This window comes from Butyrivibrio sp. CB08 (genome assembly GCF_003625485.1).
Classification (GTDB): domain Bacteria; phylum Bacillota; class Clostridia; order Lachnospirales; family Lachnospiraceae; genus Butyrivibrio.
In genome coordinates this window covers 47,309-59,961 of the sequence record NZ_RAIR01000004.1, presented here as the reverse complement: position 1 = coordinate 59,961, position 12,653 = coordinate 47,309, and the positions used below count along the sequence as shown (strand labels likewise).

At 44.3% G+C, this 12,653-nt stretch carries 11 protein-coding genes; all 11 read left to right on the top strand.

Annotation, left to right across the window (positions count from 1 at the left end):
- Window positions 1–38: 38 nt before the first annotated feature.
- The 11 genes from D6855_RS08355 (at window position 39) to D6855_RS08305 (ending at window position 12,650) form a co-directional block, all read left to right on the top strand.
- A complete protein-coding gene (locus D6855_RS08355) occupies window positions 39–929 on the top strand; it encodes an alpha-1,2-fucosyltransferase (RefSeq protein WP_243111842.1) in 891 nt (296 codons plus the stop codon).
- 5 nt (window positions 930–934) lie between these two features.
- Entirely contained in the window at window positions 935–2,464 is a 1,530-nt protein-coding gene (locus D6855_RS08350; RefSeq protein WP_120739954.1) for a lipopolysaccharide biosynthesis protein, read from the top strand.
- Between the two features lie 4 nt (window positions 2,465–2,468).
- The gene (locus tag D6855_RS08345; protein WP_120739952.1) at window positions 2,469–3,581 is read left to right on the top strand and encodes a glycoside hydrolase family 88 protein; all 1,113 of its coding nucleotides are present in this window, start codon (window positions 2,469–2,471) and stop codon (window positions 3,579–3,581) included.
- Window positions 3,582–3,600: 19 nt separating this feature from the next.
- Entirely contained in the window at window positions 3,601–4,971 is a 1,371-nt protein-coding gene (locus tag D6855_RS08340; protein ID WP_120739950.1) for a sodium-dependent transporter, read from the top strand.
- 130 nt (window positions 4,972–5,101) lie between these two features.
- Window positions 5,102–5,359 carry a hypothetical protein gene (locus D6855_RS08335; protein ID WP_120739948.1) on the top strand — a complete coding sequence of 86 codons (258 nt, stop codon included), beginning with the start codon at window positions 5,102–5,104 and terminating at the stop codon, window positions 5,357–5,359.
- Between the two features lie 112 nt (window positions 5,360–5,471).
- A complete protein-coding gene (locus D6855_RS08330; RefSeq protein WP_120739946.1) occupies window positions 5,472–5,864 on the top strand; it encodes a pyridoxamine 5'-phosphate oxidase family protein in 393 nt (130 codons plus the stop codon).
- Between the two features lie 263 nt (window positions 5,865–6,127).
- Complete coding sequence (locus D6855_RS16920; protein ID WP_243111841.1) at window positions 6,128–7,579, top strand: ABC transporter permease; 1,452 nt, start codon at window positions 6,128–6,130, stop codon at window positions 7,577–7,579.
- A gap of 14 nt (window positions 7,580–7,593) precedes the next feature.
- Window positions 7,594–8,520: a carbohydrate ABC transporter permease gene (locus tag D6855_RS08320; protein WP_120739944.1), complete on the top strand. Its 927-nt coding sequence runs from the start codon at window positions 7,594–7,596 to the stop codon at window positions 8,518–8,520.
- An 80-nt stretch (window positions 8,521–8,600) separates the two neighbouring features.
- Complete coding sequence (locus D6855_RS08315; protein ID WP_158589494.1) at window positions 8,601–10,247, top strand: DUF3502 domain-containing protein; 1,647 nt, start codon at window positions 8,601–8,603, stop codon at window positions 10,245–10,247.
- Window positions 10,248–10,311: 64 nt separating this feature from the next.
- Window positions 10,312–11,313: a LacI family DNA-binding transcriptional regulator gene (locus D6855_RS08310; protein ID WP_120739941.1), complete on the top strand. Its 1,002-nt coding sequence runs from the start codon at window positions 10,312–10,314 to the stop codon at window positions 11,311–11,313.
- Complete coding sequence (locus D6855_RS08305; protein ID WP_120739939.1) at window positions 11,313–12,650, top strand: glycoside hydrolase family 30 protein; 1,338 nt, start codon at window positions 11,313–11,315, stop codon at window positions 12,648–12,650. The genes D6855_RS08310 and D6855_RS08305 overlap by 1 nt, the downstream gene beginning before the upstream one ends.
- Window positions 12,651–12,653: the final 3 nt, after the last annotated feature.

Sequence of the window (12,653 nt, the reverse complement as noted above, 5' to 3'; positions counted from 1 at the left end):
TGTTAATTGTTCGTATTGCAGGAGGTCTGGGGAACCAAATGCAGCAGTACGCCGTGTACTGCAAACTAAAGAACATGGGCAAGGACGTTAAGCTTGACCTTTCCTGGTTCGATGCATCAACACAAAAAAACATGCTGGCTCCAAGGGAATTTGAACTTGGCCTTTTTAAGAATGTGACCTTTGAGGAGTGCACTCAGGCAGAGCGGGATGCTTTTTTAAAAAGAACTGTCCTTCAAAAGGCAGTGGGAACAGGGCTTAGAAAACTTGGCATCTGGCAGCATGAAAATCCCAATATTTTTGTAGAGACCAAGATGTATCACGACGAGCTCTTTTCCCTGGATGACAAGTACATCACAGGGTACTTTGCATGTCAGAAGTACTACGGGGATATCATGGACGAACTCATAGATAAGTACGAGTTCCCGGCTCACTCAGATGAGATGCTCCACACCAGGAACATGGCCCTTGTAGACAAGATGGAGAATGAAAATTCTGTCAGCGTTCACATCAGAAGAGGCGATTATCTTGATCCGCCAAACTTCACTATCCTTGGCAACATAGCCACTGAGGAGTACTACGACAGCGCCATGAATTACTTCAGGGTAAAAGAGCCGAACACGCACTTTTACATTTTCACCAGCGACCACGAGTACGCCAGAGAGAAATTCTCGGATCCTTCTGTGTACACCATAGTTGACTGGAACACAGGCAAGAACTCAGTTCAGGACCTGATGCTCATGAGTCACTGCAAAGGAAATATCTGTGCCAACTCCACTTTCAGCTTCTGGGGAGCAAGGCTCAATAAGAGAGCGGACAAGACCGTTATCCGCACATATAAGATGAGAAATAACCAGCCGGTTCAGCCAGATATCATGCACGATTACTGGAAGGGCTGGATACTTATGGATGAGAAGGGAAGTATTATCTAAATTCCATGGGAAGAGTTAAATCAGCAACAAGGAATATCGCATTTGGTTATGTAGGGCAGGTGGCAACTGCTCTTATTTCCTTTGTCCTTAGAACTGTATTTCTCTTCCACTTAAGCAAGGAACTTCTTGGAATCAACTCAACCTATGCCAACGTTTTAGCTGTCCTTAACATGGCGGAGCTTGGTATCGGAACAGCCCTTAACTTCAGTCTCTATGGCCCTGTGGCAAGGGGAGAGACAGAGAAGATCAAGTCCTACATGAGGCTGTACAGGAAGGCGTACTATATAATCGCCCTGGTTGTGGCAGGCGTAGGCCTTGCCCTTGCGCCATTCCTTAAGTTCCTTGTTAAGAACCCGGGAGATGTATCCCTTAGGGATCTGACCCTGTATTACTTCATCTTCCTGTTTAATACCGTAAGCAGCTATTTTGTTGCCTACAAGTACTCCCTAATAAATGCGGAGCAAAAGAACTACATCCAGACTAACATAAACACCATTACCAAGGTGATCACCTCTCTTATCCAGATCGTGATCATTGTGGTATTTAAGAACTTCTATCTGTTCCTTTTGACAGATGCTGCGGTTCAGCTTATCCAGAAGATCTTCGTATCCAGGTTCCTTGATAAGATGTACCCATATCTTAAGGACAAGGATGCACAGCCCCTTTCCAAAGAAGAGAGCGACGAAGTCTGGAAAAAGACCAAGGCTCTTGTATTCCACAAGGTCGGAGACGTGGCAAGACTTCAGACTGATGCCCTTATCATTTCGAGCTTTATTGAAGTATCCATGTCTGGATTTGTAGATAACTACAACCTTGTGATCAACTCAGTGTCAAACTTTGTAAACATCATTTTCAATTCTGTAATTTCCAGTTTTGGAAACCTGATCGCTACAGAGTCCAAAGAAAGACAGTTCTCCATGTTCAGGGTTTATCGCTTCTTTGCATCATGGATCTATGGATTTAGCTGCGTTGGGTTCATGATTCTTTTAACCCCTCTTATCAGCCTTATCTGGGGACAGCAGTGGGTTATTCCTTCAGCGGCAGTTTACTGCATCCTTACGGATTATTATTTTAAGGGTGACAGGATAGTTCTTAGTAACTACAAGACGGCAGCAGGCGTCTTTGAGCCGGACAAGTATCTGGCCCTTATTCAGGGCGCAGTGAACCTGGTTCTGTCCATTGCTCTTGTTCAGACACCGCTTGGTATTACTGGTATTTACATAGGAACCATCGTATCAGGTCTTATCGCCAACGTGACCAAGCCCATCATCATCTACGGTACCTGCTTTGGGAAAAAAGCTACCGGCTACTTTGTAGATACACTTAAGTACCTGGTGAGCATGGTTTTTGTACTTCTGGTTTGCAGATATATTTCAGGCATCGTTCTTTCAGAGCTTAATTTTGTGAACTTCTTTATAATGGTAATTGTAATAACTGTCATCTTTAACGGCGTGTATTTTATCCTCTACGGCAGATCTGAAGAGTTTAAGTATGTTTACGCAAGGGTAAAGGACAAGCTTTCAAAAAGAGGGTGAGCATATGGATGAGCGCTATATTGGACTTGTAAAAGAGACTATTGCAGAGCTTGATGACATCATGAATGTCTCCATAAAGAATCAGGTTAAGGACGTAATAAAGAGTGCCATGGGAAGGTCTGTAAGGACCAAGGATCCCATGTTCTGGCCTGCAGGAATGCTGATACTGGGCCTTGTGGAAGCAAGGAAAAGACTTCTTGATGAAAAGGCAGTACTGGATTGTGCTCCGGAGCCGGAAACAGAAGAGATAAGCGCCCTTGTATCTGAGATCGACGCTTCGATTTCCAGGCATATCTCTCTTTGGAATGACAAGTATGGCAGCAGGATAGATTACATAGACGATGCTCTTTCAGGAGCTGCTCTTGTTAAGCTTTATCAGCAGCTTGAGGGCGAGGGCAAGTCTGGTGGAGCACTGGCTTCTGCCTGTAAGACAGCCTGCAACAGGATATTTGGGTATCTCACCACAGCTCCAAGAGACAGAATGGGCTCCGTGGTTTATAACGCTGAGCGAAGCAGCAGTGTCTTTGCAGACGGTGCTGGTCAGGTTGCCATGTTCCTGGGACTCTATGGAAGATGCTTTGGAGATAAGAGCGGAACAGGCTTTGGAGAGCTTCAGCTTCTAAACTTCATGAAGTACGGCTGTGATATCAGAAGCGGTCTTCCTTACCATGGATACACCATCACTGAGGATGACAGCGAGGGAGCAGGCTATTCCATAGAAAAGAAGGGAGTCCTGTCCTGGGGAAGAGCCGCAGGATGGCTTCTTATGGGACTTGGTGAATGCAGGACTGTACCTGAACTTAGGATATGGCATGAAGAACTGTCGAAGATTCTTTTGACCTATCAGAAGGCTGACGGCGGGTATGCGTGGCAGATTCAGGCCACAGACGGCCCCCTTGATACATCTGCAACAGGTATGATAGTATACGGACTTTGGGACCAGGAGCTTGAAGGAGATTTTAGTCACACTATAGATGCCCTTTGGGCAAGCATTAAAAATGATAAGGTTATGAACTGCCTGTCATCCTGCGATGACTTTGGAGTTCATTATCAGAGCTATGGGCACTACCCATGGGGACAGGGTGCAGTTCTTGCGGCTCTGTCAAAAATAAAATAGATTTTGGAGGCATTTAGTTTTGGAACATAATAAAAAGAGAGGTTCCTTCTCAGGAAGAATTGGTTTTGTATTATCTGCGGCGGGAGCCTCTGTAGGACTGGGTAATATATGGAGATTCCCTTATCTGTGCGCTAAGTACGGTGGGGGAATTTTTCTTGCGATCTATATTATTCTGGCACTGACATTTGGTTACACCATGATCATGGCGGAGACAGCCATCGGAAGAAACACCAAGAAGAGTCCTGTAGGCGCATACAATGCGCTCACCACAAAAAAGCATATCCGTATTGGCGGCTGGATCAATGCAATTATCCCTATTCTCATCGTGCCTTACTATTCAGTAATTGGCGGATGGGTATGTAAGTATCTGTTTGAGTACATCACTAATGATGTTAATTCAATCGCTTCAGAAGGTTTCTTTACTGACTTTATCACCAACGGTTCAGAGTCAGAGTTGTGGTTTTTGATATTTGCCATGATGGTACTTACCATCATCTTCATGGGAGTAAGAAGAGGAATTGAGTCTGTATCCAAGATAATGATGCCAGTTCTTGCAGTCCTGGCAGTTATTATCTGCATCTATTCAGTGACAAGACCTGGAGCGTTAGAGGGAGTTAAGTACTGCCTTATCCCTGACGTATCAAGGTTCTCAATGATGGCCTTTGTGTCAGCCATGGGGCAGATGTTCTACTCTCTGTCAATCGCCATGGGTATCCTTATCACCTTTGGATCCTATGTAAAAAAAGATGTCAGCATCGAGCAGTCAACAGAGCACGTTGAGATCTTCGATACCGCCATCGCTATCATCGCCAGCCTTATGATCATTCCTGCTGTGTTCGCGTTCTCCGGCGGCAGCGCAGATACCCTTAAGGCCGGTCCATCACTTATGTTTATTACAATGCCCAACATCTTTGCCAGCATGGGCTTTGGTAAGATAATTGGAATCCTGTTCTTCCTGCTTGTGTTATTTGCAGCTCTTACCAGCGCTATAGCACTCTTGGAGAGTGCAGTTTCAACCTTCTACGATGAATTCAAGTGGTCCAGAGCTTTTGGAACCAGCGTAATGGGTGTGATCATGGTAGTCCTTGGATCCCTGTCCTCTCTTGGATATGGTCCCCTTGCAAACATGACTATCATCGGAATGCAGTTCCTTGATTTCTTTGACTTCCTTACCAACTCAGTGATGATGCCAATTGCAGCGCTCTTCACCTGTATTCTTGTAGTCCGCTACATGACTATTCCGGTTCTGGAAGAAGAAGTGCAGGCAGGCGGTCACCCCTTCAAGCGCAAGAAGATGTTCAGCTTCATGATCCAGTACCTCTGCCCAGTGTTTGTACTGATTATCCTTGTAAGTTCCATCGCCAACGTATTTGGCCTTATTCAGTTCTGATATAGTAAACGCGAAGCCCTGGCCCAGACCCTTGCAATCCAGATAGTAACGTGGTATATTATATGTAGTAATTAAAACTACATGCGACGAATTACAAAACTACGTCGAGCATATAACTGGAGGTTTGGGGATGAATACAAAAGAGCTTAAGAAGTATTTTAAGGAGCATCTGGTTCCTTCAAAACTTTATAAGATTGGTGGCTCACACAAGAACAGGATCTGCCTTGATAAGACAGAGAATGGATGGGCTGTATACTTCCAGGATAAGAAGGAAAAGATCGGTGTTATGAACTTTGTAGATGAGGCTTCTGCTTGCAGCCGTATGAAGGATGAGCTCAGAAAGCTTATGGAGCAGATGTACGGAGTAACATGGGCACCAGCAAGATAAGGGTTGAAAAGAGTCTCATAGAAATATAAACTTTAAGAGGAACCGTAAGGCTCCTCTTTTTCTATGGTGGGGCGTGATAGCATAAATTGTTTAATGAAAGGATGGGACAGATATGGAGAGAGTTACTCAGTTTCTTAAGGATGCAGGAACATACTTTTTAGCAACAGTTGATGGGGATCAGCCAAGGGTAAGACCTTTTGGTACAGCTCATATCTTTGAGGGTAAGTTATATATTCAGACTGGTAAGGTTAAGGATGTTTCCAAGCAGATCCACGCTAATCCAAAGGTTGAGATTTGTGCTTTTAAGGATGGTCAGTGGCTTAGGGTGGCAGGAGAGCTTGTAGAGGATGATCGCATTGAGGCTAAGCAGTCCATGCTCGATGCATATCCATCACTTCAGGGAATGTACAAGGCTGATGATGGCAATACAGAAGTGTTCTACTTCAAGAATGCCACAGCTACATTCAGTTCATTTACAAGTGCACCAGAGACAGTAAAGTTCTAAGGCTTATTGAGAATAGTTATGTGAAATAGTAAGAGATGCAGGTTCAGGTTTGAATCCGCATCTCTTTTGTTTAGCTAGAAATAGTTTATGTTAAAATAAAAACGTTTTTGTGGATTTTGGAGATTTTTTATTTGTTTAAATGTGGAAAATGCCAAAAATGACCGGAACATATTGTCAAAGTTGTATGCATTATGCTAGTATCTGTTTACAACATAATAAAAACGTTTTTATTCACGAGTTTACTAGTCTTCGGGAGGATATATATGAAAAACAGATGGATATCTGGTAATCGATGGATATCGGGAATAAGTGCTTTCATTCTTATTTTTTCTCTCCCATTTATGAACTGGATAAAAGTAGTCAATCTGGTTTCTCTCTTTTCCAGGATTGGCGTGACAAAAGAGATGGCAGGAGACCTGCTTACAGGTTACAGCCTGTACAATCTTTTGTCCTTTGTCCAGTATGCAAACCAGGGTGTTCTGGGACTGCCAGCGATGGTACTTCTGATCCTTATGGCTGCAGCAATTTATTTCAATGTAGCCTTCATCATCAGAACCTTTATGGCAGGCAGGAATGGAAGAGGAAAAGGTGAGCTTTCGTATTTAGCTGCTGCTAAGTGTGCTTTTCTTTTTAGCTTTATCACAGCACTTGCAACAATAGCATTTGTTATCTTTTCTAACATCAGATTTAAGATGACGGGATTTCTTCCCTCTGCAGTGGTGTTTATAGTGCTGGCCATTTCTCTGGCAGCGTATATTTACATCAAGATCCTTGAGAAGAAGGAGAGGGAGAAATACAGAGAGCATGGACTTTTAGTGGAGCTTAAGAGAAACTGGGTACTGTTTGTCATGCTGATACCGACCTTTATCTACTTCATGATAAACAACTACCTTCCAATGCTGGGTGTATACTTCGCATTCACTTCTTTTAACTTCAGAGACGGTCTCTGGTCCAGTCCTTTTACCGGATTTAAGAACTTCGAGTTCCTGATAAAGGCAGACCTTTTCAGACTCACCAAGAACACAGTCCTCTACAACGTTGTGTTTATTGGTATTGGCAATGTACTTCAGATCATTTTTGCGATACTTGTCAGCAGAGTCACAGTGAAATGGTTCAAGAAAACCTCACAGACACTGATGTTCATGCCATATTTCGTATCGTTTGTTATTTTAAAAGTTATTGTCTACAACGTATTTGAGTACCAGTACGGACTTATCAACAACATAATCACAGGTTTTGGTGGTGACAGGATCGACTTTTACAACACCCCATCCTACTGGCCATTCCTCATAACCTTCTTCTATCTCTGGAAGAATATCGGATACGGAATGGTAGTTTATCTGGCAACTATCATGGGTATCGACAATGAGATCTATGAGGCAGCAAGAGTTGATGGAGCCAATGACCTTCAGCAGATCTGGTACATTACACTGCCACACATCAAGCCAACCTTCATAATCCTCCTTCTGTACGCACTTGGAAGCATCATGAAGGGCCAGTTCGAGCTGTTCTATCAGCTCATTGGTAACAACGGAGTACTGTTTAACGCAACGGATATCTTTGACACCTATGTTTACAGGATCACCATGACACAGCCACTTTCCATCGGTCTTGGAACTGCAGCAGGTCTTTATCAGTCCCTGTTCGGATTCCTTATCATCGTTCTTGTGAACTACGTTGTTAAAAAGAGAAATCCTGAGTACGCACTGTTCTAAGAAAGGAGGAAGATATGGCAAAAGATTTAGACTACGAACCATCATCGCCAAAGACCATTAAAAAGTCCACAGGGACCAAGGTCTTTGAAGCAATAGCATACATACTTCTTGCTATCGGATCCTTAGTGTGCGTGCTCCCGTTCATAATCATCGTTTCAGGATCCTTCACGGACAACTCAACGATCCTGATAAAGGGTTATTCACTACTTCCTAGGGATTTCACATTTTCTGCCTATGAGACGATTTTTAGGTCTCCCAAGGATATACTTCAGGCCTATAAGATGACCTTCTACTATACGATTGTGGGCACAGGCCTTGGACTTATGATGATAACTTTAACGGGCTATGTCATCTCAAGAAAAGAGTTTAAGTACAGAAACACAGTATCATTCCTTATTTACTTCACCAGCATATTTGGCGGAGGAATGATCCCATGGTATCTCATGTATGCCAATGTACTTAATCTGAAAGGCTCAACACTGGCTATCTGGTTCCCTGCTCTTATGAGCCCCTTCCTCGTAATCCTGATGAGGACCTTCATTGTTGGAGCGGTTCCAGATGCCATCACAGAGTCTGCCAAGATAGACGGCGCGGGTCACTTTACGATCTTCTTCAGAATCGTTCTTCCTGTCCTTAAGCCGGGACTTGCTACAGTAGGCTTGTTCCTTGCTCTTGGTTACTGGAACGACTGGTACAGATCATCAATGTTTAGCACCAATTCATCCACCTGGCAGCTTCAGTTCTATCTGTACGACCTGTTAAATGCAACAACAGCCATGAAGCAGATGGCAAGTAACGTCAGCATGAAGACAGCTGACCTTCCAACTGAGTCAGTTAAGCTTGCGATGGCAGTTGTAGCTACAGGACCTGTACTTTTGTTTTATCCGTTTGTTCAGAGATTCTTCGTTTCAGGAATCACTGTTGGTGCAGTAAAAGGATGATAAGTGCCTGGTTTTTACCAGGTATTTACCCAAAAATAAAAACGTTTTCATTTTCATATTTATCAAAAAGGAGGCAAAATATGAAGAAAAAAGTTTTAAGTATGTTATTGTCAATGGCAATGGTTGCCGGGGTTATCACAGGTTGTGGTTCAGCAGCGCAGTCAGCAGCTGATCAGCTCGAGGCTGAGGGAGTAACAGAGATCCCACAGACTGAGGCTACAACAGAGGCTACTACAGAAGAGGCAGCTCCAGCTGAGGCAAAAGAGCTTGACCTCTCCGAGCAGGTTGACCTGGTATTCTACGTAATGGGCGATGCTCCACAGGATGAAGAGCTTGTAGAGGCAGCTCTCAATGAGAAGCTTCTTGAGAAGTGCAACGCTACAGTAGATATGCAGTTTTCAACATGGACAGATTTCCAGCAGAAGTATGCTAACGAGATCACAGCTCAGAGCGCAGACCTTATCTACATCGCTAACTGGCTCAACTATGGACAGCTTGCAAGTAGCGGCGCTTTCGAAGAGCTTGATGAGATGCTTGACAGCGTAGCACCAGAGCTTAAGGCTACTGTAGGTGATGGCGCTCTTAACATGTGCAAGGTTGATGGCAAGATCTATGCTGTTCCTAACACATGGGCTGAGTATGTATGTAATGGTGTTAAGTACAGAGAGGACCTTCGCGCTAAGTATGATCTTCCTGTACCAGATTCCCTTGAGAACCTTGAGGCTTACCTTCTTGGAATCAAAGAGAATGAGCCTAACCAGGGACTTCTTACAGTAACAACAGAAGAGAGCCAGGGACTTAAAACTGGTTTCGACGCAGCTTGGGCTCTTAACTTCAAGTATTCATGGGTAGCTAACAACGGTCTTGATTACGGTCTTGCAGCTAACTATGACACACCTACAGATGTATATGATTACTGGTATTCAGACGATTTCGTAGACGACATGAAGCTCATGAAGAAGTGGGCAGATCTTGGCTTCTGGAGCAAGAGTGCACTTTCTGATACAAACAACTCTGATGCTTACAAGAATGGTCTTTGCGTAGCAGAGGTTGCTGGTCAGAACCCTAACAAGCAGGTTACAGCTATTGCAGACTTTGAGAATGCTGGACAGGGCTGGGAGTCAGCATATGTAGCTTACGGTGAGACAAACGGAATCATCTTCCCTGGACATGCAACACAGAACGGAACAGCTATCGTAAGAGGTTGCAAGAATCCTGAGAGAGCACTTCTTGTACTTCAGACACTTCTTTGTGACGACGAAGTTAACTCTATCCTTCAGTATGGTATCAAGGGCACACACTACGACGTAGTTGATGGCATTTACAAGAACCTTCAGGAAGAAGCTGGTGAGACACCTACATTCCCTTACGAAGGATTCAACACATGGAACATCAGAAATGGCGAGACCAAGCTTCCTCAGAAGACAGACGTGGCTCTTCAGGAGATGTTTGATAAGTACGCTGTTCTTGGTGAAAAGACAAAGTTCCCTAACGTAAACATTTATGACGGCTTTGCTGAAAACTATGATTCTTACAGCGCTGAGAGATCAGCAGTAAGTAACGTAATGAGACAGTACCTTGCTCCTCTTGAGGCAGGTCTTGTAGACGATGTTGATGCAGCAGTAGATGAGTTCAGAAACAAGATGAAAGAAGCTGGCATCGACAAGTGCCGTGAAGAGTACACCAAGCAGTGGGTAGCATACTGCGAAGAGTACGACTACAAGTAATAATGAAGCCTCTTCTGAGAATTGTTGTGTGGTATAATATCAGAGTGAAAGAGGTAAAAACGTTTTGGAAAATAAAAAAATCACAATAAAAGATGTGGCTAGAGAAGCGGGAGTATCCATTTCTACTGTTTCCAACGCCTTAAATAACGTGAATGTCCTTCATCCTGATACCAAGGAGAGGATCCTTGAGGTGGCTAAGCGCCTCAACTACACTCCAAACCTCAATGGAAGAAACTTAAAGGCCCAGGCAACTGGTGTTCTGGGCCTGTTTCTTGGAGCTATAAGAGGTCCTTACTATGGAGAACTTTCAGACTCCATATACAATGCCTGCAAGGACAAGGGATACGAGCTGGAGATCTTCCTTAGCTCAGATCCCAAGCACATCATGCAGAATATTATGGGATACAGGGTTGATGGTGCCATAATCTTAAACTCAGCAATTGCAGGAGAGCAGGAGGAGATCCTTAAAAATCAGGGAATTCCTACTGTTTACATAGACAGGATCCTTATTGGTGACAAGTCCTCCAGCGTTGTGTTTGATTCCTACAACGGCGGACAGAAGGCAGCCAAGTTCCTATTAGAGCTTGGGCACAAGAGATTCATGTTCATTGAAGGTGAACTTTCAAACTATGATGCCAATGAACGTAAGAAGGGCTTTTTTGACGAACTTAAAAAAGCCGGAATTACTATAGATGATGACTATATTTTAAGAGGTGAGTTTGAGCGAAATGCAGCTTACAACTCAGTAACTGATTTCCTTGAATCAGGCAAACCTCTTCCGGATGCATGTTTTGCAGCCAACGACCTCAGTGCCATAGGTGCTTCAGAGGCCTTCAGGGACGGAGGAGTAAGCGTACCTGATCAGGTAAATGTCATAGGCTGTGATGATATTGAGCTCACCAGGCTTGTGAGCCCATCTATCACCACTATCCGCACCTTCTTTGAAAAGCAGGGTGTCATAGCAGTAGATAAACTCGTCAAGATGATCAATGGAGAGTCAGGCGAACTTATAACCTTAAATGGAAGGATAATACCGCGCGAGTCCACAAAAGCAAAGGATTCGTAATGAAAAATATAACAATAATCGAGACAGATACCAGCAGAGGCCTTTTCTGGGCCAAAAGAGATGCTGGAGAAGTCACTGCTGCTAAGGAAATGAAGCAGCTTGTCATCTATCCCGATGAGAAGGAGACCACCATAAGGGGCTTTGGCGGCGCTTTTACAGAGGCTGCAGCCCACACCTACATGGGTCTTACCGATGAGAACAAAGATAGTCTCATTGCCGACCTTTTTGGAGAGGATGGTCTTCGATACAACATGGGCCGTATTCACATGAACAGCTGTGATTTCGCCCTCGGTAACTACACCTATATCGAAGAAGGGGATGAGACCTTAGAGACCTTTGATATCTCCCATGACAAGGAAGAGATCATTCCCATGATAGAGGCAGCTACTAAAAAGCTTGGCAGACAGCCAGTTCTTATGATGGCTCCCTGGTCACCACCACCTTTTATGAAGACCAATGGTGAGATGAACCACGGAGGCAAGCTCAAGGACGAGTACAAAGAGCTATGGGCAAGATACTTCGTTAAGTTCATTGAGGAGTATCGCAGTATCGGCTTTGAAATCTCTTTTACCTCCATACAGAATGAGCCCATGGCCACACAGACCTGGGACTCCTGCGTATATACAGCCAAGGACGAGGCGGAGTTTGTAGTGGACTACCTGGGACCAGCTCTTGAGAAGGCGGGTCTTCTTGATAAGATGAAGATCTTTGTCTGGGATCACAACAAGGAGATCTCTTACGTGAGACTTAAAGAGATCCTTGAAAGGGAAGGAGCAGACAGGTACGTTTCAGGCTGCGCAGTTCACTGGTACACAGGAGATCACTTTGAAAACCTGGGACTTATAAGGAAACACTTTCCGGGAAAAGAGATCTTTTTTACCGAAGGCTGTGTTGAGTATTCAAGGCTTTCAGATGCCAGCGACGTGCACAACGCCGAGATGTACGGTCACCAGATGATCGGCAATTTAAAGGGCGGATGCTCAGCAATACTGGACTGGAACCTGATAGTTGACTATCTTGGCGGCCCAAACCACGTAGGAAACTATTGCGATGCGCCCATCAAAGCTTTAGAATCGGGTAAGGAATACGAGAAAAAACTGTCCTACTACTACATTGGACATTTGACCAGATATATCAAGGAAGGCGCAAGGCTCATCTGGAGCAGCTGCTATACAGACAAGCTGGACACAGCAGCCTTCTTAAATCCAGACGGAGAGCGTGTGGTAGTGGTTATGAATAAGAGCGATCAGGAGCTTCCTGTTGATCTTAGGGAAGGGGACGAGACAGTAGGGCTTAACTTGATGCCTCACTCGATCCAGACAGTAATCTTATCTTGAGAG

Excerpts from the sequence above, each read along its gene's own strand:
- D6855_RS08355 (WP_243111842.1), top strand. The coding sequence starts at position 39 with ATGCAGCAGTACGCCGTGTACTGCAAACTAAAGAACATGGGCAAGGAC.
- D6855_RS08350 (WP_120739954.1), top strand. The coding sequence starts at position 935 with ATGGGAAGAGTTAAATCAGCAACAAGGAATATCGCATTTGGTTATGTA.
- D6855_RS08345 (WP_120739952.1), top strand. The coding sequence starts at position 2,469 with ATGGATGAGCGCTATATTGGACTTGTAAAAGAGACTATTGCAGAGCTT.
- D6855_RS08335 (WP_120739948.1), top strand. The coding sequence starts at position 5,102 with ATGAATACAAAAGAGCTTAAGAAGTATTTTAAGGAGCATCTGGTTCCT.
- D6855_RS08330 (WP_120739946.1), top strand. The coding sequence starts at position 5,472 with ATGGAGAGAGTTACTCAGTTTCTTAAGGATGCAGGAACATACTTTTTA.
- D6855_RS16920 (WP_243111841.1), top strand. The coding sequence starts at position 6,128 with ATGAAAAACAGATGGATATCTGGTAATCGATGGATATCGGGAATAAGT.
- D6855_RS08320 (WP_120739944.1), top strand. The coding sequence starts at position 7,594 with ATGGCAAAAGATTTAGACTACGAACCATCATCGCCAAAGACCATTAAA.
- D6855_RS08315 (WP_158589494.1), top strand. The coding sequence starts at position 8,601 with ATGAAGAAAAAAGTTTTAAGTATGTTATTGTCAATGGCAATGGTTGCC.
- D6855_RS08305 (WP_120739939.1), top strand. The coding sequence starts at position 11,313 with ATGAAAAATATAACAATAATCGAGACAGATACCAGCAGAGGCCTTTTC.